The organism is Collimonas sp. NPDC087041 (assembly GCF_044745265.1).
Lineage (GTDB): Bacteria > Pseudomonadota > Gammaproteobacteria > Burkholderiales > Burkholderiaceae_D > Collimonas.
The window spans coordinates 559161-581143 of sequence record NZ_JBIUZX010000001.1 but is presented as its reverse complement, the minus strand read 5'-3'; the positions used below and the strand labels follow the sequence as shown (position 1 = coordinate 581143).

The window sequence follows — 21983 nt, the reverse complement described above, 5'->3', positions numbered from 1 at the left end:
GGACAGGACGTGGAAATTCGACAGGCAGTTGCCGCGGACTACCCGAAGATCGTCGCGCTGCAAATGGCCAACCGGCCAGAACGACTAAGCGCCGCTGAACAACAGCAAGGTTTTATCGTCTCGCAATTGGATGAAGCCCAACTGGAGGCCATCAACCGCGCATTGGGCGTGGTGGTTGCGATAGATGGCGAACAACTGGCGGGCTTCCTCTGCATGGTGCCAACCACCATGCAGCCGCGCCATCCCGTGGTTGAGGCAATGCTGGCGACATTTCCAAGCCAGCAGTTCAACGGCAAGCCGCTGGATCATCAACGTGTGTTTGTTTACGGCCCGGTGTGCATAGGGCGAGAATGGCGCGGTCAAGGCCTCTTGCAGAAGATGTTCGCGGCGGTAAAATCGCATGCGCGCGCCGGCTACGACGTCGGCGCAGCATTTATCGACCAACGCAATCCGCATTCATTTGCGGCGCATGTCAAAGGCTTGAAGATGACGCCCTTGAAACCGTTCAAGTGCAACGACCAGACCTATGAACTGGTCGTGTTCTCCACTGCCGATAACGCCTGACCGGATCAGGAAGAACTTTCCTCGCGTTCGCGCAGCAGCCGCTCCAACAGCCGGTCGCGCGCGTGACGGCGACGCTCCAGTGTATCGGCTTCCTCGCCGAGCGCACGAAACAGGCTGGCGCACATCACCAGCATGATGATCATGAACGGCAGCGCGATCACGATGGAGGTCGTCTGCAAGCCCTTCAATCCGCCGGCCATCAGCAATACCCCGGCAATCAAGGCGGTCAGGACACCCCAGGCCAATTTGATGCGCGCCGAAGGCGCCGGGTTGCCATTGCTGGTCATCATGCCTAGCACGAAGGTCGCGGAATCGGCCGACGTCACGAAGAACACCGACACCAGGATAATGGCGACCAATGAGGTCAGCGTGCTCCAGGGCAGATGATTGAGCAATGCAAACAGCGCCAGCGAACTGTCCTGCTTGACGATATCGACCAACGGCAAATGCTCGAACATGATGCCGTGCAGTGCAGCGCCGCCAAACGTGGCGAACCAGATGAAGCTGATCAGCGACGGCACCAACAGCACACCGGTGACGAATTCGCGAATGGTGCGGCCGCGCGAGATGCGCGCGATGAAAGTGCCGACGAACGGCGCCCAAGTAACCCACCAGGCCCAATAGAACAAAGTCCAATCGGCGATCCAGGTGCCTTTGGAGAATGGCGTCATGCGCATGCTCATGCTGATCAGGTTATCCAGGTAGTCGCCGAGCGTAGTGGTCAGCGAATCCATGATGAACAGCGTCGGACCGAGCAGCAGCACGAACAGCATCAGCAGCAGTGCCAACACCATATTGATATTGCTGAGGATTTTCACGCCGCGATCAAGACCGCTCAACGATGAAGCCAGATACAAACCGGCAGCCACCGCAATCACCGTCAATTGCAAGGCCAGCCCGTTCGGCAACCCGAAGACCGAATGCAGCCCGCTGCTGATTTGCAGCGTTCCGAAACCCAATGAGGTGGCGACGCCGATTGCGGTAGCGAGCACCGCCAGGATGTCGATGGCTTTACCCAAAGGCCCTTGCGCATGCTTGCCGAGCAAGGGTTCGAAGGTGGTGCTCATCAGCATCGGGCGATTGCGGTTGAACTGGAAGAAACCGAGCGCCAGCGCCACCACGCAATATGCAGCCCATGGATGCAGGCCCCAATGAAAAAAGGCATAGCGCAATCCCAGCCGTGCCGCCTCAGGACCTCCAGCTGGACCGCTAGGCGGCGTCGCAAAATGCGAAACCGGTTCGGCCACGCCCCAGAACACCAGGCCGATGCCCATGCCAGCGGCGAACAGCATGGCGAACCAGCTGTGGCGGCTGAAATCCGGTTCGGCATCCTCGCCCCCCAGCCGTATCGTGCCGAAGCGGCCGAACGCCAGATACAACGCAAACACCAGGAACCCGAACATCGACAACAGGTAGAACCAACCGAAATTGGCGATGGTGCTGCCCAATGCCATTTGCATCACGGCTGCCAGGCTCATCGGCGCAAGCGCACCCCACACGACAAACAAGGCTACCAGGGCCAGCGAAATGATCAATACCATTGGAAGCTCCCAAGGTTGTTATTGTTTTTCTTGCATGACACGGCATCTGCTTTTCCCACGCCAAACATCGTGCAGTATGGCAGAAACGCAAACAATGTGACCGCAGGCGAAATGCCGTGCATGTTTTTTTCACGAAAATAAAACGACAATAAAAAAACCGCATAAACATGACTGTTTATGCGGTTTCTCTACACTTCCTACACCAGTTACCTGGTGCCCACGGAGGGACTCGAACCCCCACACCTTGCGGCACATGGACCTGAACCATGCGCGTCTACCAATTCCGCCACGTGGGCCGTAATGCGAAGCCTAGTAAGGCTTGCAGCAATTCCGAAGACCGAATAATACGTGCATTTGATAGCTTCGGTCAATCGTGTTTTGCAAATTTATGAAATTATTGAGAAATTCATCAAACGCGACCAAGCCGTAATCCGGTTTTCGCGTCGCTTAACGCATGCAGCTAACTGGGATCAGAGTAACTTTCGCAAGAGACCGTGAAAAAAACTCTGCCCCCATTTAACTGCTCGGGGTTGGTTTTGACGTTGCTTTTGAATTGGCTTTTGACGTTGCCGTTGCTTTTGACTTTTCGCATGCTGACGTTGCCAAATGAGTCGGGTGACAGTCGGGAATTATGGGACACATGTTTGAGCGCAGCGAGTTTGTGTCCCATCCGACTGGCGCACGGCGCATTTGGGGACCCGCCGAAGGCGGGCAACGGCTGTGCGATCGCCTTTCTTTGCTTACTTTCTTTGGCGAAGCAAAGAAAGTGAGTAGCTGCCGGGCTACCCCCGGCAAGCTTCCACGGAGTAGCAACCGTTTTAACTAGAATCAGACGAACAAAGCTGATGCACCACCACACTCACTCCGTGGCCCGTTAAACGGAGGCAGAGTAATTTTCGGCAAAACCCCGCCGAAAAAAACTCCGCTCCCAGATAACTCTGGCCATTTCCCGTAACCATGTCGTGAAATATGAAACCCTCAACAAGCGCCTTATTTCATAGTCGGCATCGCAAACTCGGCACCGGCTGCAATGCTGGCAGGCCAACGCTGGGTCACCGCCTTTTGCCTGGTATAGAAACGCACCGCTTCCGGGCCATGCGCATGATGATCGCCGAACAGGCTGCGCTTCCAGCCGCCGAAGCTGTGAAAAGCCATCGGCACCGGAATTGGCACGTTGACGCCGACCATGCCAACCTGCACCCGCGAAGTGTATTCACGTGCAGTATTGCCATCGCGCGTGAAAATCGCGGTACCGTTGCCGAACTCATGGCGGTTCACCAATGCCAGCGCCGCCGCAAAATCCGGCACGCGCACCACACACAGTACCGGCCCGAATATCTCCTCCTTGTATATTTTCATATCCGGCGTGACGTGATCGAACAAGGTTCCCGCCATGAAGAAGCCGCGCTCATGGCCTGGCAATGTGAAATTGCGGCCATCCACCGCCAGTTCTGCCCCGGCGGCGATGCCATCATCGATATACGCCAGGATCTTGTCCTTGTGCTGCTGCGTCACCACCGGCCCCATTTCGGCGTCCAGGTCCATGCCCTGGTTGATTTTCAACTCACGCACCCGTGGCGCCAGAGCTGCGACCAGTTTGTCGGCGACATCGCCAACCGCCACCGCCACCGAGATCGCCATGCAACGTTCACCGGCGGAGCCGTAAGCTGCTCCCATCAAGGCATCGACGGTCTGCTCCAGATCGGCATCCGGCATCACCACCATGTGGTTCTTGGCGCCGCCCAAGGCCTGCACCCGCTTGCCCTTGGCGCAGCCGGTGGCGTAGATGTATTGCGCAATTGGGGTCGAACCGACAAAGCTAACAGCCTGGACATCGGGATGATCAAGCAGCGCGTCAACCGCTTCCTTATCTCCCTGCACCACGTTGAACACACCATCCGGCAGCCCGGCTTCCTTGAGCAACTCGGCCAGCAACAGGCTTGCTGACGGATCGCGTTCGGACGGCTTCAGCACGAAAGTATTGCCGCAGGCGATGGCCATCGGGAACATCCACATCGGCACCATCACCGGAAAATTGAACGGCGTGATGCCGGCGCAAACGCCAAGCGGCTGGCGCATGGTCCAGGCATCGATGCCACGGCTGATCTGCTCCGTATATTCACCCTTGAGCAATTGCGGAATACCGCTGGCGAATTCTGCCACTTCCAGTCCGCGCACCACTTCGCCCTTGGCATCGGTAAATACCTTGCCGTGTTCGCTGGTGATGATCGCCGCCAGTTTATCGTGGTGTTTCTCGATCAATTCCTTGAAACGGAACATTACCCGCGCCCGGCGCAGCGGCGGCTGCGCCGCCCACGCAGGGAAAGCCGCCTGCGCTGCGGCGACAGCAGCGTCGACATCCGCATAGCTGGCAAGTCCAACCCTGGCGCTGACCGCGCCGCTGGCCGGATTGAAAACATCGCTGACACGTTCGCCGGAAGATGGAACGCACTGGCCGTTAATAAAATGGCCGATGATAGGTAAGCTAGACATGTGATTTAACCTTGAAGTTTATTTTGCTAAGTACAACAGTCGAGACGAGTCTCTGCCGCCAAGGGCGGCACGAGGCTTGCCATGCAACAGTCAGGAAATTCAGGAAATGGATGCGCCGCCAGCGTCAGCTGATCAGCCGGTCAGCGCTGCAGCATCCATTCGTGGGCCGGGTCGTTCTTGAAATGCCACTCACGCTTGGGGCCAGCCATGACGTTCAGGTAATAGCTGTCGTAGCCGTGCGGCGCCACTACCGGGTGATAGCCGCGCGGCACCATCACCACGTCGTGGTTTTCCACTGCCATCGATTCATCCAAGCTGCGATCTTCGGTATAGACGCGCTGGAAGGCAAAACCTTGTGGCGGGTTGAGACGATGGTAATAAGTCTCTTCGAGAAAACTTTCCTGCGGCAGGTTGTCAGTATCGTGCTTGTGCGGCGGATAGCTCGACGAATGACCGCCCGGCGTCACCACCTCCACCACCAGCAAGTGATCGGCAGGCTCGGTTTGCGGCAGGATGTCGCAGACGTAACGGGTGTTACTGCCCTGCCCGCGCACCGATCTTTTGGCTGCACTCGGTTCGATCAGGCGTGCACTCAGATCACCATTGCCCGGTGCGCTGCAAACCGCAACTTCGGCATCGGCGTGCGCACTGACAGCCACTGTGTGCGAGTGCGGCACATACACCGAATACGGCGAACGCTCGTCAAATACACTTTGTCGATCGCCAATCTCTTTCCACGTGTGATCGCCGGCCTGCACGCTGACGACACCACGCAGCACGACGATGCAGACCTCGCGGTCGGCAGTGTTGAAACTAATCCGCTCTCCGGCAGCCAATCGATAAGCGGTAAAGCCGACGAAATTCCAATTGGCCGATTGCGGCGTGACGCTGACGATATCGCGTCCTTGGGCCTTTCCTTTGACCAGCAAGCTCATGCCGCCTCCTTTTCGCTACCGGCTTCGATGGCGCGAACCAGTTCAGCCAGATGGCGATAGCCCATGTCGGCGTATTGATAGCTTGGGGCTACAGCCGGATCCTGCTCCGCCTCAACCACCAGCCAGCCTTCATAGCCATGCCGATATAGCACGCGCAGCAGCCCATCAAAATCGATGGCACCATCACCCGGCACGGTAAACGCGCCGTTGATTACCGCCTGCAGGAAACTCCAATTTCCATTGCGCGCCATCTTCACTACCGCCGGCCGCACATCCTTGCAATGCACATGGCAGACGCGCTTGATATGTTGCTGCAACACTGCCAGCGGATCGCCGCCGGCAAACGTGATGTGCCCACTATCAAACAACAGGCCTACCTCATCGCCGGTGAGCGCCATCAAGCGCTCAACATCGGCCGGCGTCTCAACGTAAGCGCCCATGTGATGGTGATAAGCCACGCGCACACCATGCGACAAGGTAAAGCGCGCGAAGGCGGTTAGTTTGTCGGCATATTCCCGCCACTCCTGATCGTTGAGGAAACGCGGCCGCTTGTACAGCGGATCGGGCCGGCCCTGGATCGCATTGGCCACCTCGCCATACACCATGACCTTGGAGCCGTTCTCCGCCAGCAAGCGCAGATGCGGACCAACGGCGGCAATTTCATCTTCTACCGAACCAGTCGCCAGGCGTCCGGAATACCAGCCTGATACGCATTCCAGGCCATGCTTGCCGAGCACCGCCGCCAACGCCGCCGGTTCTTTTGGAAATTTGTTGCCCAGCTCGAAGCCGCGATAACCGATCTGCGCGCCTTCGGATAAGGCCACCTCCAGCGGCGTCTCGCCGCCCAGCGACGGCAAATCGTCGTTCATCCAGGAAATGGGATTGATGCCGATCTTTACGTTGAATGTCATGGTTTCTCTCGCAATTCTTTAGACTTTTTGATTGCCGCGGGCTTGTTCGTAGTCGGCTCGGGCAGCTTGCACCTGCGGCCGCTGCGACACCTCCGGCACCGCCACTTCCCACCAGCAGCCGCCGTCTTCGGTGGTGCGCTTGGGATCGGTGTCGATACACACCAGGTAGGTGCGGTCCGCCGCCCGCGCCCGCTGCAGCGCCGCTTCCAGCTCAGCGATACCCTTGACGTTTTCCGCCAGCGCGCCAAGGGATTTGGCATGCGCGGCAAAATCGATGGCCGGTGCGCCCAGCGGCCCTTGCAGGCAATCTTCCAGCATGTTGTTGAACGGCGCCCCGCCACAAGCCTGCTGCAGGCGGTTGATGCAGCCGTAGCCGCGATTGTCCAGCACCACGATGATCAGTTTGCGGCCCAGCATGACCGAAGTTGCGATTTCGGAATTCATCATCAGGTAGCTGCCATCGCCAACCATGACGATGACATCCCGGTCCGGCTGCGCCATCTTGACGCCGAGACCGCCGGCAATTTCATAGCCCATGCAGGAGTAGCCGTATTCGACGTGATAACCGCCCGGGGTCGAGGTGCGCCACAATTTGTGCAGTTCAGCAGGCAAGGTGCCAGCGGCGCACACCACGATATCGTGCACGGTCGAATCGATGCTGGAGCGTTGCACCGCACCGATCACCTCGCCGTCATACGGCAAGGCCGGCGCCGCCACTTCACGCTGGCTGGTGATGGTATCGACCGTAGCGCGCCAGGCATTCGCCTGTTCCAGCGCCAATGCATGCCAGCCGGCACTGGAGCGCCAGTCGCCCAATCCTTGCGACAAGGCCGCCAGCCCGAGCCGGGCATCGGCCAGCAGCGGCGTGCCCTGCCACTTGATGGCGTCGACTGGATTGACGTTGATGCTCAACAGCTTGGCCTGCCCAAATAGTGAATGCGAGCCTGTGGTGAAATCCTGCAGGCGCGTACCCACCGCAATCACGACGTCAGCCTTGGCTGCCAGTGCATTGGCAGCCGGCGAACCGGTCACGCCAAGCGCGCCCAGTTGCAAGGGATGACGCCAGGCCAGCGAGCTTTTACCCGCCTGCGTTTCGGCGACAGGTACACCATGCTTTTCAGCGAAGCTGCGCAAAGCCTCGGTGGCTTCGCCATACAACACGCCGCCGCCGGCAATGATCAACGGCTGTTGCGCGTTTTTCAGCAATTCCAGCGCCGCATGCAGCTCGTCGGCAGCCGGCGGCTGAGCGCGGAACTTGACGACGGGCGGAGAGAAAAATTCGACCGGATAATCGTAGGCCATGGCTTGCACATCCTGCGGCAAGGCCAGCGTCACCGGACCGCACTGGGCGGCGTCGGTCAACACCTGGATCGCGCGCGGCAAGGCCGTCAGCAGTTGCTCCGGGTAATAGATGCGGTCGAAATAACGCGACAGCGGCTTGAACGCATCGTTGGCCGAAATCCCGCCATCCTGGAAATTCTCGACCTGCTGCAACACGGGATCGGGACGCCGCGACACGAAAATATCACCCGGCAGCAGCAGTACCGGCAAGCGGTTCACATGCGCCAATGCGGCGGCGGTCAGCAAATTGGTCGCACCGGGGCCGATCGAACTGGTCACCGCCATCATGCGGCGTCGCATATTGGCTTTGGCGAAGGCAATCGCGGCGTGCGCCATGGCCTGTTCGTTATGCGCCCGATACGTCGGCAGCTGTTCACGGTATTGATATAGCGCCTCGCCCAGCCCGGCGACATTGCCATGGCCGAAGATCGAGAACACGCCGCCGAATAGCGCCACTTCACCGTCCGGCGTATCGATGCGCAAGGCGGCCAGGTAACGCACCAGCGCTTGCGCCATGGTCAGGCGTATGGTTTTTTGATGTGCGCTCATGCTGCCCGCTCCGCTTTCTCGGCCGGTGTAACCTCCAGGCCGTTGCGGCTATCGCGCCAGACACCGATCAATTTCTCAAAAGTGCCACGCACCTGTTGCATCAGCGTGGCATCGTCGATCTGTCCTTGCAGCCACAGTTTCGACGGCTCATGGAAAATCGTCCGTCCCACCATAAAACCGCGACAGGTCTTGCTGTGGCGCGAGGCACGGAAGCCGGCAGCCAACGCTTCCACCGGCGCCGCCAGGCCAAGCAGCACCACCCCACGGCAATACGGATCGCGCTCGGCAATCAATGCGTCGATCGCCGCCCATTGCTTCTCCGACATCGATTCCAGCTTCCACCATTCCGGGTAGATGCCGAGGTTGTACAGGCGTTTTATGCCACGCAGCACGGTGTCATCGGCTTTCGGCAAATCCTTGGGCGGGATGATTTCCAGCAGCAATTCGTGACCGCTAATCTGCACCGCATTGTAGAGACTGCGAATCTGCGCTTCCTGTTCCAGGCGCTTCTCGACCGCATCGTCAGGATGAAACTGCACCAGGCATTTCACCACATGCTCCTTGGGCCAGCTCAACAGGTGCGAACCGATCGAGCGGCCGTAGTCGAATTCCAGCGGATTCGACAGTGGCAACTCAACTGCATGGCCAATCCACCAGCCGCGTCCGGTAGCCGCATTCAACGCATCCTGCCCATATCGGTCGTCGGCCAGGATACCGATTTTCCCTTGCAATCCAAGTGCTTGTTCCGTGGCCGCCACCGCTTGCACCAGCAATTGCTTGAGTTGCGGCAGCCGTTCCTCGCCGACACCCGATTCGCGCGCCAGTTCAAAAAACTGGTTACGGTGGTCGAAGGCAAACGCATTGACTTCATCCCAAGCCTTGCGCGGCACGGTGACCCGATGTAGCCGCTGCAGATGGGTATCCTGGTCGGGCCGCTGCATGTGATCGGCGTGCTTCAGGAAATAAGCCAGCTCAACCGGAGTCGGCATGGCCGGCGCGCAGGCATGGCGCGACACCACCAGCGCACCGCAGGCATTCGCATAGCGGCAGCAGCTCTCGTCGTCCTCGCCATTCAGCCAGCCTTTCAGGAAACCGGACAGGAAGGCATCGCCTGCACCCAGCACGTTGAGCACCTTGACCTGCACGCCCTTGTAATTGAAACCGGCATCCAGCGAAGCCGGAATTGCGCCATGGATGACCGCGCAACCAAGCGGCCCGCGCTTGACCACCAATGTCGCCTGGCTGACCGCACGCACCGCATGCAACGACGCCATGATGTCCTTGCCGCCGCCGGCGATCATGAATTCTTCCTCGGTGCCGACCACCAGGTCGAACTGCGGCAGTATCGCTTGCAAATGGGCGGTCACGCCGTCATTGGCGATGAAGCGGGTTTCGCCGTCACCCTTTTGCGTCAATCCCCACAGCACCGGCCGGTAGTCGATATCCAGCACGGTACGGACATTATTGCGGCGCGCATACTTCAGCGCCAGGCTGCTGCTGCGATGCACCTGGGCGGTGGAGAAATGCGTGCCGGTAATCAGCAATGCCTTGCTGGAAGCGATGAAGGCTTCGTCGATATCCTCTTCGGCCAGCGCCATGTCGGCGCAATTGTCGCGATAAAAAATCAAGGGAAATGTATCCTTGTCCTTCAGCCCTAGCATCACTAGTGCGGTCAGTCGTTCCGGATCGACCTTGATGTGGCTGACATCGCAGCCTTCGGCTGCCAGAGCGGCAGTCAGGAACTGGCCATTATGTTCGTCGCCAACCCTGGCCAGCATCGCCGATTTCAAGCCCAGCCGGGCGCAGCCAAATGCGATATTGGCTGACGACCCGCCCAGATACTTGGCAAAGCTGGTGACATCGGCCAGCGGTGCGCCGATCTGCTGTGCGTACAGATCCACCGCCAGGCGGCCGATGCAAACCACATCGAGCTTGCGCCCCGATGCAAAATTTTGATTAGTGTGTAGCATGAATGCGTCCTTTTACCTGGCCTAAACCTGTATGCCTTCCAACTGATTCATCAGCGTCTGCATCTCCGCGCCGCCCGCCATCATGTCCAGCACTTCATCCTTGGTGACATTGTCCTTGGTGAAGGTGCCCATCGATTTGCCGCGATTCAGCAAAGTAAAGGAATCGCCGATCGGGTAGGCATGATGCACATTGTGCGTAATGAAAATCACCGAAATGCCGCGTTCGCGCGCCTTGTGGATCAGCTTCAGCACATTGAACGACTGCTTGACGCCAAGCGCTGCGGTCGGCTCATCGAGAATCAATACCCGAGCCCCGAAATGGATTGCGCGGGCAATCGCCAGGCACTGCTTCTCGCCGCCGGACATGGTGCCGATCGCGTGATGCGGATCGCGCACCATGATGCCCATCTCCGCCAGCTTGGCGCGTGCTGTCTCGGCGGCATAGTTGATATCCATGACAGTGATGCCGAATACTTTCTTGGTCGGTTCACGGCCCATGAAGAAATTGCGCGCCACCGACAGCAATGGCACCAGCGCCAGATCCTGATAGACGGTGGCTACACCGACATCCAGCGCCTCCTTCGGCGAATTGAAGGAAACCGGTTTGCCGTCAACCAGGTATTGCCCTTCCGAGGGTTTATGCACCCCGGCCAGCGTCTTGATCAAGGTTGACTTGCCGGCGCCGTTATCGCCCAACAGGCAATGCACTTCACCTTTTTTCAGGCGCAGCGTGACGTTCTGCAACGCAATCACCGAACCGAAATACTTGCTGACGTTTTCCAATGCCAGAATAATGTCACTCATGATTACCTCGCCTCCGTCACGCGGCGACGGACATAGTTGTTGAACAGGACCGCGACCAGCAGCATCACGCCAAGGAACACGCGGAACCAGTCGGAATTCAAATTCGTGTAAGTAATGCCGATCTGCACCACACCGAAGATCAGCGCGCCGAAGCAGGCACCGATTACCGAGCCGTAACCGCCGGTCAGCAAGGCGCCGCCGATCACTGCGGCGATGATCGCCTCGAATTCCTTCTGCAAGCCGCGATCAGCGGCAGCCGAGCCAACGTCGGCCACCTGCAGCACGGCAAACAAACAGGCGCAAAATGCGGTGAACACAAACAACGAAGTTTTGACACGCTTGACCGGCACACCGACGTTCTTGGCCGCATTGGCGTCACCGCCGACTGCGAAAATCCAGTTGCCAAAACGGGTCCGCGCCAGCACGAAACTCGCCCCCAGCGCCAGCACCGCCCACCAGACGATGACCTTGGGAATGCCTGCCACTAGCGGCTTGCCGCCGTCTACCGTAGCAATCCAGCCGTGGCTGGCCATCCACTGGAACAGTCCGCTACCGAGATTGCCTGTGAACAGCCAGCTACCGAGCCAGTCATGCGCGGCAAATTCGCCGACACCGCTGACGATGGTACGGTCGGCAAACATGATCGACAGCGCCAGCGTCAAGCCGCGCAGGATGAACATGAAGGCCAGTGTGACAATGAACGACGGCAGCCGGGTTTTCACCACCAGATAGCCGTTGAGGTAGCCCAGCGCCATCGAACCGGCAAAGGCAAAAATCACCGCCAGCCAGAACGGCCAATGAAAATAGACGGTCGGGATCGCCACCATCATGCCGGCAAAACCGATCATCGAGCCGATCGACAAGTCGAACTCGCCGGCAATCATCAATACGCAGGCGCCGATCGAGATCAGGCCCAGATACGCGGCCACTTGCATCCAGTTGATCACGCCATCCAGGTTGAACATGCCGGAATCGCCAGCGGCGATGCCAAATACGATAAATACCAGAATCGCTCCTGCCAGCGAGGCGAACTCGGGACGTCCCAGGAAGCGCTTCAGAGAGCCTTCCTTGCGTACCCGCTCGTCTTTCGGGGCGCTATTCTGCTGCGCTGGGCTGCTGCTGTCGGCACTTAGCTTGTCAGCGTGCGCACTGCTTGAATTCATGACTGTATCTCCTGCTTGTATTGGCCAGCGACCGGATCAAACGTCAAACTGGCGGCTTATTGCGGGGCCTGGTGGAATGCTGCGGGCAAGCTAGCGCCCGGGCGATTCGTCCCCTTGATTCAATTCATTGGTTGCCCGCACCGTTGTTGCGGGCAACCGCATCATGCGTTTGTATATGCTTTTATATGGACAGGTGAGGATCAGCGATATTGGCCGGCGTACTTCAACACTTTATCGAGATTGTCCTTGGTAATGTAGCCCGGACCGGAGCTGATGTGGCGTGGACCATAAATTGGCGCCAGACCGTATTCAGCCAACCGCGCCTGGAATTTCGGATTGGCCTTGAGCTTGGCCTGGATGGCGGCGACATCGGTGATCTTGTCTTGCGTCATGATTGCCAGGACAGCAACCGGAATATAGCCTTGCAGGTAGGGTTGCTGATCGATCGCAAACTGCACCGAACCATCCTTGATGCCCTTGGCGACTTCTTCGGACAAGTCGAAGGTGGCGAACCACATCTTGCCCTTCAAGCCCATTTTCTGCAGTGCGCGCAGGCTTGGGGATGCGGAGTCAGGTCCCAATGCCAACACCGCCTGGGTGCCGGGATTATTACGCAAATAGGCGCTTACCTTGCTCTCGATACCGGTAGGATCCTGGCCGGCGTCTAAGGTCGATTTCTTGTAATCGACGCCAATTGCATCGGCAAAGCCGCGGCAGCGTTCGAACGAAGACGGGTTGGTTGCATAATGGTTGACGCACAGGAAAGACTTGATGCCGGCAGCCTTGGCCTTTTCGCCTGCGCCATGGCCTGCATCGTATTCCGGCTGGCCTACGTGCATGATCGCGCCGAGTTCTTCACTTTGCTTCTGGGTGCCGGAATTGATCGTGACCAGCGGGATTTTCTTGGCGGTGACATTTTCCATGGCTTTTTTCAGCACACTGAAATCGGCGATACTGGCAATCACGCCATCATAATGGCGCGCTGCAGCCTGCTCGATCAGGCGCGACATGTCGGCCAGATCGCCATTCGGTGGATTGCGGTAATCGACTGTGACGTTGAAATCTTCGCCGGCCTGCTTGATGGCGTTTTTGATGGTATTCCACCAGGAATCGGAATCCGGTGCGTGGCTGATCAGAACAAATTTTTCATTCGCGGCATAGCTTGTATTCATTGCACCAAAAGTCATCGCCAGTGTCGCCACCATCAAGGCCTTTATCAGGGAATGTCCCCGGCCCTTGCTTCTGAGTCGTTGCATAGTTATCTCCGTTGTTGTTTTATCCACTGCCGTTTAGGCTGATCGCCCGATACCGAATGCGTCATCGGTACTCAACAATAGAACAAGCGCACTCAACATGCAACGATTTTTTCAATTAATTTTAATTTAGAATTTTATTTTCATCAGCGAAAATATCTCTATAATTGCCACATGATTCATACAGGAAAGAATGCCATGGCAGATACACCGACTGTCGATCAGTTGATGCTGCAAATCGCCGAGCAATACGCCACGCTTTCGCGGCAGTTGAAGATCATCGCCAAATATATTGAACAGCATCGCGGCAGCCTGATGCTGGTGCGGATCAGCGACATTGCCGAGACTTGCAATGTGCAGCCGTCGGCCATCGTGCGCTTCGCCAAGCAGTTCGGTTTCAGCGGCTTCAGCGAGATGCAGGCGGTTTTCCGCGATGCCTACACTGCGCAGGCAATTCCATCGCAAAACTACCAGCAGCGCATACGCAAGCTGATCGACGCCAAGCAAACGCCGCTGACCAGCGGCGCCATGGCGCGCGAATTCATCGACGCCAGCCGCAGCGGCCTCGATGAATTATTGAGCGGCATGGACGATGCCCAGTTCGAAGCAGCGGTCAAGCTGTTGCAGAAGGCGGAAAACATCTACGTGATCGGTGTGCGCCGCTCCTTCCCTATCGCCAGCTACATCGTGTATGCGCTACAGCACACCAACAAGCGAGTGCACCATCTGTCCGGCCTGGGCGGCATGATCCGCGAGCAGATCCGCAGCATCGGCAAGAATGATGTGGTGATCGCCATCAGTTTCACACCGTACGGCAAGGAAACCCAAGCCTGCGTCAGGCTGGCGCACCATCACCAGGCAAAGTCACTGGTCATCACTGATAGCCAGCTCAGCCCATTGGCGCGGCATGCATCGGTGCTATTGACAGTAAAAGAAGGCAGCGCATTCGCATTCCGTTCGCTGACCAATGCGATGTGCTTGTGCCAGGCGCTGTTCATTGCGCTGGCTTATAGGCTGGAATTGAATGTCGAGGAAACGACCCCGATGGATGGCTATGATGAATAGGCAGGAATAGTTCGTCATATCGATAGCCGCTGAACTCTTCTTATTAAATAACAAAGGCCGGTGCCACCACACTTTCGTGGTCGCCGGCCTCGTTGTTACAACAACACTGGTTGCTTGGATAGCAGCGATTCACGCAAGGCGATACCGATCCTGGTTGCCTCCGTGGCGTCGGCCAAGGTCAACTCCAGCTTCTGTTCCCGGCGTATGGCATCGACGAAAACACTGACTTCCGTCAGGAACGCATCTTCAAAACGTTCGAAGAAGCTGGGCAGGCATTCGTTGCGCACACCATGTGCATCGGCGATTTCCACGCGGTTGCGGCGCGGATTGCTGCCCACGGTCAAACGCCCCGCGGTGCCGGTAATTTCCGTCATCGTGTCATGCCCGTGCGGCATGGTGCGCGATGCGTAAAAGGTTGCGATGCGGCCGCTGTCGAATTCGCAGATGGCAACGCCGTTGTCGACATCGTGGAATTGCTGCAGATCCTGATGGATGGCGGTAGTGCCGCTGGCATAGACCCTGACCGCTTGCGGATTGCCCAGCAGCCAGCGCGCCAGATCGATATCGTGCACGCTGCAATCGAGGAAGATGCCGCCGCTGGTCGCCGCAAATTTGACGAAGAAACCATCGGGATCGTACTGATCGCAGGTTTGCGAATACACCATGAACGGCGAGCCGATCGCACCCTGCTGGATCTTGTTATAGGCATCCCGATAACTGGCATCGAAGCGCCGCACAAAACCGATCATCACTTTCAGCTGCGGATGGCGCGCGGCTTCGGCGCTCACCCGACGGCAATCTTCCAGGTCCAGCGACAGCGGTTTTTCGCAAAACACATGCTTGCCGGCCTTCAGGGCCTGGATGATCTGCTGCGAATGCAGCGAGGTCGGCGTCACCAGGAATACGGCGTCCAGTCCGTCATGCGCCAGCAAGGCTTCGTAATCGGCATACAGATGCGGCACCTGCAACGTATCGCGCGCCCATTCGAGTTCTGCCGGCAGCGGACTGCAAGCGGCCACCAGCGTCGCTCCGGCAACCCGCGTCATCAGGTTTTCCGCATGGCGCCGCCCCAACCTGCCAAGTCCGACAATACCGACTCTCAGCGTCGGCGCATGGGTTGTCGAATGGCTCATTTTGCCAACTCGATGGTACGGTTTTCACGCCACGACAACGTCGCCGCTTCGGCCAGTTCCAGCGCCTTTACGCCATCTTCAATGGTGGTGCGCACAGCAACCTTGTTGACTACCGCATCGAAGAAATGGGCAATCTCGCGTGCATAGGCAGCGCGATAGCGTTCCAGGAAGAAGTGTTCAGGCAGATCATGGCTGACACTGCTGCCAGTTGACGCTGTCACTTCGGTTGGCTTGTGGTTTCCGGCCTGCAGCATGCCTTTGCTGCCCAACACTTCAAAGCGCTGGTCGTAACCGTAGGCGGCGCGACGGCTGGTATTGATCTGGCACAAACGGCCGCGACGGCTGCGGATGGTGACAGCGGCGCAATCGATATCACCCGCTTCGGCAATCGCCGGATCAGTCAGGCAACTGCCGGTGGCCGAGATACTGACCGCTTCGTCTTCCAATATCCAACGGAAGATATCGAAATCGTGGATCAGCATGTCCTTGAAAATACCGCCGGAACTCTTGATGTAAGACACCGGCGGCGCGCCCGGGTCGCGGCTGGTGACCACCAGCATTTCCGGGTCACCGATTTCACCGGCAACCAGGCGTTCCTTGAGGGCCGCGAAAGTCGGATCGAAACGGCGCTGGAAACCGATCATGCATGTCACGCCGGCAGCTTTGACAGCCTGGGCGCAAGCCTTGGCGCGCTCCAGCGTCAGGTCGACCGGTTTCTCGCAAAAGATCGCTTTGCCGGCGGCAGCAGCGCGCATGATCAGATCGGCATGTGTGTCGGTACTGGAAGCGATCAGCACTGCGCCGACGCTCGGATCGGCCAATACACGGTCGATGTCGGCGACCTGGGCGCCGTGCCGCGTCGCCAGTTCCTGCGCCGCCTGCGCATTGACATCGCTGACATATTTCAGGTTGGCGCCGGCTTGCAGCACCAGGTTTCCTGCATGGATCTTGCCGATACGGCCGGCGCCGAATACTGCCACGTCAATCATGTCTGGTCTCCGTTTTTGGGTATGGATAAGGTTTTACTTTCACCTTCCGCCATTGTAGGCACGAATCCCATAAATAGAAACAATTTTTCGTTTATTTTTACAATCGAATATTTTTTGCATGACAGGCAAGCCAACTTGCCTGCCTGTCATGCATTTTCAAACAAGCATCAACGCAGGTGCAATTTATAACGTGCGGCAAGCGTCGCAATCACGCTCAGCAACGCCCCGCCGATCACATAGAAAGTCACTGCCAGCTTGTTTTCAGTAACGGCGATCAGCCAGGTGATCGTCATGCCGGCGAAGCCGCCGAAAATCATCACGGCGATGTTATAGCTCAGGGACATGCCGGTGCCGCGTGTCTGGACCGGAAAGATATCCGACAGCAGTGCCGGCATCGACGCGAAATACATGGTCATCAGCAGGCCGATGACGCCTTGCACCAGCAACAGGTTGATGAAACTCGGGTTGTGCGACAACCAGGAGAACAACGGGTAAGTCAGGAGGACGAACAACACGCTGCTGCTCAACATGAACGGCGTGCGGCCGTATTTGTCGGACAGGTGACCAACCAATGGCGAGAAGAGCAGCATGATCACGCCTGCCAGGATAGTGGCGCTGAACGAGGCCGTCGAGGTCATGCCCAGTTGCTTGACCGCATAGGTCGGCATGTAGACCACCAGGTAGACCGACACGGTGGCCATGATGACGCTGCCGGAACCGATCAGCAACTGCATTTTCTGACTGGCCACGATGTCACGTAGCGGTGTGGCGGTGGCGCTGGCCTGGGCAAACTCAGGCGATTCTTCAAGATTTTTGCGGATGTAGTAGCCGGCAGGACCAATCAACAGGCCAAAGAAGAACGGCAGACGCCAGCCCCAGGATTCCAGCTGTTCGGTGGAAAGCTGCGACGACAGGAGCGCGCCCGCCAACGCAGCCAGCACGATACTCAGGCCTTGGCTGGCGACCTGCCAGCTGGAGAAAAATCCTCGTCGGTGCGGCGCATGTTCGACCAGGAATGCAGTCGAACTGCCGAACTCGCCACCGGCGGAAAAGCCTTGCAGCAAGCGCGCCAGAACGATGCCGGCCGGCGCCAACAGGCCGATTTGCGCATATGTCGGCATGATGGCGATCAACAACGTGCCGATCATCATCAGCAGGATCGATAAGGTCAGCGCAGCCTTGCGGCCGACACGGTCAGAATAGGCGCCGATAACAACCGCTCCCAGTGGCCGCATGAAGAACGAGACGCCGAAGGTCGCAAAGGTAATCAACAGCGAAACGGTCTGGTTCTCGGTCGGAAAGAACAGCTTGGCGATGGTGACCGCCATGGCGCTGTAAAGTAAAACATCGAACCATTCCAATGCATTCCCGATCGACGATGAAATGACAGCGCGCCAGGTTTGCGGGTGCTGTTCATATGGTGCGGTGCTGACTGCAGTGCTGCCGATTGCCGTGCTGCTCATGGTTAAATCCCTTTATTTTGGTCTGACTACTGTGATATCCGGGCTCTGCTTTTTCTACGACATTTCCCCTACGCTTCCTCTACGCCACCTCCCCTCACACATCCCTTTTACCTTCTTTTACACCTGATTGCGATGCTGCATCACAACATGAATTCAGCTTGCAAAGCGCCTGACGAGCACGTATAAACCGAATGTAATCGATTACATTTAAATACACCAGACCCACTCGTTTCATTACATGACATTTAAAAACACCCCTGTCTCGATTGCCGCTGTCGCCAAGCACGCCGGTGTATCCGTAGCGACCGTATCCCGTGTGATGAATGACTTGGATAGCGTGCGCCCGATAACGCGCGACAAGGTGTTGGCCTCCGTGACGGCGCTCGGTTACCGCATGAATCATCTGGCCCGCAACCTGCGCACCGCCGCCAGCCGGTTGTTGCTGACCATGGTGCCGGATGTGGGCAATCCGTTTTACTCGGAGATCGTCCGTGGCATCGATAGCGTCGCGCGCGAGCACGGTTATTTCGTGATGCTGTGCGATACCGGCGCCGACGAAGGCCGCGAAAGCGCGTATTTCGATCTGTTGCGCACACATCGGGCAGATGGCGCGATCTGCCTCGATCCGGATACCGTACAACACGCACTGGCCAACGAATCCAACGTCTTGCCTTGGGTCGCCTGTTGCGAATTCGATCCCGCCATCGCCGTACCGTATGTCGGCGTGGACAACTATCGCGCCGCCGGCGACGCAGTGCGCCACTTGATTGAACGCGGCCACACACGCATCGGATTAATCAATTCGGATCAACGCTTTCGCTACGCCCGCGAGCGCCAGCGCGGCTACCTCGACGCCATGCAAGCTGCCGGATTGCCGGTGCGTCCCGAATGGCGTCAGCAAGTCGACAGCCTGGACTACGATGCCGGCAAACACGCCACCTTGCAGATGATGCAGCACCCGGATGCACCCAGCGCCATATTCGCGGTATCGGACACGCTAGCCATCGGCGTGCTGAGCGCGATGCGCCAGTTGAACAAGCGCGTGCCTGAAGAGGTTGCCGTCATCGGTTTCGACGATATCGCCATCGCCGCGCAAACCTGGCCGCCGCTAAGCACCATCGCCCAGCCCATGCGGCTGCTCGGGGAAACTGCGGCGCAGCTGTTGCTGCAACGCCTGGCAGACCCGGAGGCAACGGTGCAAGGCGTGCTGCTTGATCATCATCTGGTCCAGAGAGAGAGCAGCTAACCATGGATACTGCGGTGCGCTTCGTGAATATTCGCAAGGATTTTGGCGCGGTGCGCGTGCTCCACGGCGTCAGCTTCGACCTGGAGCTGGGCCGGGTATATGGTTTGCTGGGTGAAAACGGCGCCGGCAAATCCACCTTGATGAAAATTTTGGCCGGCTATGAAAGCATTACCGAAGGCGAGTTGATCATTGATGGCCGGAGCCGCCATTTCGCCGGCTCGCGCCAGGCAGAGGCTTGCGGGATTGTCCTGATCCATCAGGAATTCAATCTGGCCGAACATCTGACGATCGCGCAAAACATTTTCCTGGGCCACGAAAAGCACAAAGGCTGGCTGCTGGATGATGCCGCCATGCGCGAGGAAGCGGCGCACTGCCTGGCCCAGGTCGGCCTCAACGTCAGTCCGGACTCCAAGGTCAGCAGCCTGATCGTCGCGGAAAAACAGCTGGTGGAAATTGCCAAAGCCTTGTCGCGCAAGGCGCGTCTGCTGATCATGGATGAGCCCAGCGCGACGCTGACATCGAGCGAAACGCAAAGACTGTTTGCATTGATGGCGCAACTCAAGGAGCAAGGCGTCACCATCATCTATATCTCGCACAAGCTGGATGAAATCGAAAGCCATACGGATGAAGTCATCATCATGCGCGACGGCCGTTTCATCACCCGCGAACCGACCGCCAGCCTGGATCGTCATCAGATGGCAAACCTGATGGTGGGACGCGACGTATCGGACATGTTTCCGGCCAAGGCGTTGCCGGCGCCAGATGCACCAGTGCTGCTGAAGGTGGAGCACCTGGCGGTGCCGGGCTGGGTTCCCGATCTCGATTTTGAAGTGCGCGCCGGCGAAATCCTCGGCTTTGCCGGACTGGTCGGAGCCGGACGTACTGAAGCCATGGAGGCACTGATCGGCCTGCGCCCGCGCAGTGGCGGCCGTTTCACCATTGACGGCAAAGAGGTCGAACTGCGCACGCCACGCCAAGCCATGCAGCACGGCTTGACCTACCTGAGTGAAGACCGCAAGGGCAAGGGCTTGCACGTTGACCTTGGCTTGCGCGAAAACCTGACCATCATGACGCTGGAGCGCTACAGCCATCCTTTGCTGGATCTGACGTCTGAAAAAAAAGCCCTCACCCGCGCAATTCAGGAATTCAATATCCGCACCGGCAACCCACAGGTGAAAGCACGCATGCTGTCCGGCGGCAACCAGCAAAAGCTGGCGCTGGCCAAATACCTGCATGCCGATCCGCGCGTGGTGATTCTGGACGAGCCGACCCGCGGCGTCGATGTCGGCGCCAAGCGCGACATTTATTTCCTGATTCATCGCCTGGCCGCCGAAGGCCGAGCGGTGATCGTCATTTCATCCGAGCTGATCGAACTGATCGGTCTTTGCCATCGCGTCGCGGTCATGCGCGCGGGCGTTTTGCAAACCACGCTAGCCAGCGACCAGTTGACCGAAGAGGAGTTGATTTCCCATGCTACCGGCACCCATTGATTCCCGCGCATCCGCCCGGCTCATGCAAAACCTCACGCAATACCTTAATCACCTGAAGGGCCTGGGCCCGGTGATCGGGCTGATTGGCCTGTGTATCGCCGGCACCCTGCTCAACCACGATTTCGCCACGATCGACAACCTGATGAACGTGCTGACCCGCACTGCGTTCATCGGCATCATCGCGGTCGGCATGACGTTTGTCATCATTTCGGGCGGTATCGATCTGTCTGTCGGCTCCATGGCTGCGTTAATCGCCGGCAGCATGATTTACTTCATGAATATGCTGATGACCGGTGTCGGCGGTGTTGTACCGGGACCGCTCACCATCGTCGTCATCGGTATCGTGATGGCGTTGCTGCTCGGCCTGGCATTTGGTTTGCTGCACGGCTTGCTGATCACCAAAGGCAAGATCGAAGCCTTTATCGTCACGCTGGGCACCTTGGGCATCTTTCGCTCAGTGCTGACCTATCTGGCGGACGGCGGTGCACTGACGCTGGACAACCAGCTGTCCGATTTGTACAGCCCGGTCTACTACACCAATATATTGGGCATTCCGATTCCGATCTGGGTGTTCCTCGCCGTAGCGCTGAGTGGCGCATTGATCTTGAATCGCACTGCTTTCGGACGCCACGTGCAGGCTATCGGCTCCAACGAACAGGTGGCCCGTTACGCCGCCATTCGAGTCGACTTCGTCAAGACCTGCACCTACATGTTGCTGGGCGTATGCGTCGGCATCGCGACCGTGTTGTATGTGCCGCGCCTGGGTTCCGCCTCGCCCACCACCGGCCTGCTGTGGGAGTTGGAAGCGATTGCAGCCGTGGTGGTTGGCGGCACTGCGCTCAAGGGTGGCTCCGGGCGCATCGTGGGCACTGTCGTGGGCGCCATCTTGTTGTCCGTGATCAGCAACATTCTTAACCTGACCAGCATCATCAGCGTCTACCTGAATGCAGCAGTACAAGGCGTCGTCATCATCGCAGTGGCGTATTTCCAGCGCGGCCGACATTAAAGGTGCATCTAAAAACCTGTCGCCCCGCAATTTCAATATCGATATCAATATCGTTTGTGGATTTCAT

Annotated in this window: 17 protein-coding genes and 1 tRNA gene; 5 read left to right on the top strand and 13 right to left on the bottom strand. The window is 58.1% G+C overall.

The window, feature by feature from the left end; all coding sequences use genetic code 11:
• Positions 1 to 9: 9 nt before the first annotated feature.
• The gene (locus tag ACIPF8_RS02685) at positions 10 to 564 is read left to right on the top strand and encodes a GNAT family N-acetyltransferase (RefSeq protein WP_400416931.1); all 555 of its coding nucleotides are present in this window, start codon (positions 10 to 12) and stop codon (positions 562 to 564) included.
• Between the two features lie 5 nt (positions 565 to 569).
• Here ACIPF8_RS02685 and ACIPF8_RS02680 read toward each other — a convergent pair whose 3' ends face one another.
• The 10 genes from ACIPF8_RS02680 to ACIPF8_RS02635 all read right to left on the bottom strand — a co-directional run bounded on the left by ACIPF8_RS02680 (position 570) and on the right by ACIPF8_RS02635 (position 13527).
• Positions 570 to 2105: a BCCT family transporter gene (locus ACIPF8_RS02680; RefSeq protein WP_400416930.1), complete on the bottom strand. Its 1536-nt coding sequence runs from the start codon at positions 2103 to 2105 to the stop codon at positions 570 to 572.
• 211 nt (positions 2106 to 2316) lie between these two features.
• Positions 2317 to 2401: transfer RNA gene (locus tag ACIPF8_RS02675), tRNA-Leu, on the bottom strand.
• A 694-nt stretch (positions 2402 to 3095) separates the two neighbouring features.
• The gene (locus ACIPF8_RS02670) at positions 3096 to 4598 is read right to left on the bottom strand and encodes a CoA-acylating methylmalonate-semialdehyde dehydrogenase (RefSeq protein WP_400416929.1); all 1503 of its coding nucleotides are present in this window, start codon (positions 4596 to 4598) and stop codon (positions 3096 to 3098) included.
• A gap of 140 nt (positions 4599 to 4738) precedes the next feature.
• Positions 4739 to 5533 (bottom strand): 5-deoxy-glucuronate isomerase, encoded by a 795-nt coding sequence (gene iolB / locus ACIPF8_RS02665; protein WP_400416928.1) that lies wholly within the window; start codon positions 5531 to 5533, stop codon positions 4739 to 4741.
• Complete coding sequence (iolE, locus tag ACIPF8_RS02660; protein WP_400416927.1) at positions 5530 to 6444, bottom strand: myo-inosose-2 dehydratase; 915 nt, start codon at positions 6442 to 6444, stop codon at positions 5530 to 5532. Before iolE ends, iolB begins: the two co-directional genes overlap by 4 nt.
• Before the next feature lie 18 nt (positions 6445 to 6462).
• Positions 6463 to 8334 carry a 3D-(3,5/4)-trihydroxycyclohexane-1,2-dione acylhydrolase (decyclizing) gene (gene iolD, locus ACIPF8_RS02655; RefSeq protein ID WP_400416926.1) on the bottom strand — a complete coding sequence of 624 codons (1872 nt, stop codon included), beginning with the start codon at positions 8332 to 8334 and terminating at the stop codon, positions 6463 to 6465.
• On the bottom strand, positions 8331 to 10304 hold the full coding sequence (iolC, locus tag ACIPF8_RS02650; RefSeq protein ID WP_400416925.1) for a 5-dehydro-2-deoxygluconokinase: 1974 nt from the start codon (positions 10302 to 10304) through the stop codon (positions 8331 to 8333). Before iolC ends, iolD begins: the two co-directional genes overlap by 4 nt.
• Positions 10305 to 10325: 21 nt before the next feature.
• Positions 10326 to 11108 carry an ATP-binding cassette domain-containing protein gene (locus ACIPF8_RS02645; RefSeq protein WP_400416924.1) on the bottom strand — a complete coding sequence of 261 codons (783 nt, stop codon included), beginning with the start codon at positions 11106 to 11108 and terminating at the stop codon, positions 10326 to 10328.
• 2 nt (positions 11109 to 11110) lie between these two features.
• Positions 11111 to 12271 carry an ABC transporter permease gene (locus tag ACIPF8_RS02640; RefSeq protein ID WP_400416923.1) on the bottom strand — a complete coding sequence of 387 codons (1161 nt, stop codon included), beginning with the start codon at positions 12269 to 12271 and terminating at the stop codon, positions 11111 to 11113.
• A gap of 200 nt (positions 12272 to 12471) precedes the next feature.
• Positions 12472 to 13527 carry a sugar ABC transporter substrate-binding protein gene (locus ACIPF8_RS02635; RefSeq protein WP_061533537.1) on the bottom strand — a complete coding sequence of 352 codons (1056 nt, stop codon included), beginning with the start codon at positions 13525 to 13527 and terminating at the stop codon, positions 12472 to 12474.
• Positions 13528 to 13722: 195 nt separating this feature from the next.
• On the opposite strand from ACIPF8_RS02635, the gene ACIPF8_RS02630 reads away from it, so the two are divergent.
• On the top strand, positions 13723 to 14589 hold the full coding sequence (locus ACIPF8_RS02630; protein WP_400416922.1) for a MurR/RpiR family transcriptional regulator: 867 nt from the start codon (positions 13723 to 13725) through the stop codon (positions 14587 to 14589).
• 95 nt (positions 14590 to 14684) lie between these two features.
• Here ACIPF8_RS02630 and ACIPF8_RS02625 read toward each other — a convergent pair whose 3' ends face one another.
• The 3 genes from ACIPF8_RS02625 to ACIPF8_RS02615 form a co-directional block, all read right to left on the bottom strand.
• Entirely contained in the window at positions 14685 to 15722 is a 1038-nt protein-coding gene (locus tag ACIPF8_RS02625; protein WP_400416921.1) for a Gfo/Idh/MocA family oxidoreductase, read from the bottom strand.
• Entirely contained in the window at positions 15719 to 16711 is a 993-nt protein-coding gene (gene iolG, locus ACIPF8_RS02620; RefSeq protein ID WP_400416920.1) for an inositol 2-dehydrogenase, read from the bottom strand. The genes ACIPF8_RS02625 and iolG overlap by 4 nt, the downstream gene beginning before the upstream one ends.
• Before the next feature lie 167 nt (positions 16712 to 16878).
• A complete protein-coding gene (locus tag ACIPF8_RS02615; protein WP_400416919.1) occupies positions 16879 to 18174 on the bottom strand; it encodes an MFS transporter in 1296 nt (431 codons plus the stop codon).
• A 238-nt stretch (positions 18175 to 18412) separates the two neighbouring features.
• On the opposite strand from ACIPF8_RS02615, the gene ACIPF8_RS02610 reads away from it, so the two are divergent.
• Genes ACIPF8_RS02610 through ACIPF8_RS02600 form a run of 3 tightly spaced genes read left to right on the top strand, consistent with a single transcriptional unit; the run spans position 18413 to position 21916 of the window.
• Positions 18413 to 19420: a LacI family DNA-binding transcriptional regulator gene (locus ACIPF8_RS02610; protein ID WP_400416918.1), complete on the top strand. Its 1008-nt coding sequence runs from the start codon at positions 18413 to 18415 to the stop codon at positions 19418 to 19420.
• 2 nt (positions 19421 to 19422) lie between these two features.
• A complete protein-coding gene (locus tag ACIPF8_RS02605; RefSeq protein ID WP_400416917.1) occupies positions 19423 to 20910 on the top strand; it encodes a sugar ABC transporter ATP-binding protein in 1488 nt (495 codons plus the stop codon).
• Complete coding sequence (locus tag ACIPF8_RS02600; protein WP_400416916.1) at positions 20891 to 21916, top strand: ABC transporter permease; 1026 nt, start codon at positions 20891 to 20893, stop codon at positions 21914 to 21916. Before ACIPF8_RS02605 ends, ACIPF8_RS02600 begins: the two co-directional genes overlap by 20 nt.
• The last annotated feature ends 67 nt before the right edge of the window (positions 21917 to 21983 follow it).

Coding starts and splice junctions, on each gene's coding strand:
- ACIPF8_RS02680 (WP_400416930.1), bottom strand. CDS start 2,105: ATGGTATTGATCATTTCGCTGGCCCTGGTAGCCTTGTTTGTCGTGTGG.
- ACIPF8_RS02670 (WP_400416929.1), bottom strand. CDS start 4,598: ATGTCTAGCTTACCTATCATCGGCCATTTTATTAACGGCCAGTGCGTT.
- iolB (WP_400416928.1), bottom strand. CDS start 5,533: ATGAGCTTGCTGGTCAAAGGAAAGGCCCAAGGACGCGATATCGTCAGC.
- iolE (WP_400416927.1), bottom strand. CDS start 6,444: ATGACATTCAACGTAAAGATCGGCATCAATCCCATTTCCTGGATGAAC.
- iolD (WP_400416926.1), bottom strand. CDS start 8,334: ATGAGCGCACATCAAAAAACCATACGCCTGACCATGGCGCAAGCGCTG.
- iolC (WP_400416925.1), bottom strand. CDS start 10,304: ATGCTACACACTAATCAAAATTTTGCATCGGGGCGCAAGCTCGATGTG.
- ACIPF8_RS02645 (WP_400416924.1), bottom strand. CDS start 11,108: ATGAGTGACATTATTCTGGCATTGGAAAACGTCAGCAAGTATTTCGGT.
- ACIPF8_RS02640 (WP_400416923.1), bottom strand. CDS start 12,271: ATGAATTCAAGCAGTGCGCACGCTGACAAGCTAAGTGCCGACAGCAGC.
- ACIPF8_RS02635 (WP_061533537.1), bottom strand. CDS start 13,527: ATGCAACGACTCAGAAGCAAGGGCCGGGGACATTCCCTGATAAAGGCC.
- ACIPF8_RS02630 (WP_400416922.1), top strand. CDS start 13,723: ATGGCAGATACACCGACTGTCGATCAGTTGATGCTGCAAATCGCCGAG.
- ACIPF8_RS02625 (WP_400416921.1), bottom strand. CDS start 15,722: ATGAGCCATTCGACAACCCATGCGCCGACGCTGAGAGTCGGTATTGTC.
- iolG (WP_400416920.1), bottom strand. CDS start 16,711: ATGATTGACGTGGCAGTATTCGGCGCCGGCCGTATCGGCAAGATCCAT.
- ACIPF8_RS02615 (WP_400416919.1), bottom strand. CDS start 18,174: ATGAGCAGCACGGCAATCGGCAGCACTGCAGTCAGCACCGCACCATAT.
- ACIPF8_RS02610 (WP_400416918.1), top strand. CDS start 18,413: ATGACATTTAAAAACACCCCTGTCTCGATTGCCGCTGTCGCCAAGCAC.
- ACIPF8_RS02605 (WP_400416917.1), top strand. CDS start 19,423: ATGGATACTGCGGTGCGCTTCGTGAATATTCGCAAGGATTTTGGCGCG.
- ACIPF8_RS02600 (WP_400416916.1), top strand. CDS start 20,891: ATGCTACCGGCACCCATTGATTCCCGCGCATCCGCCCGGCTCATGCAA.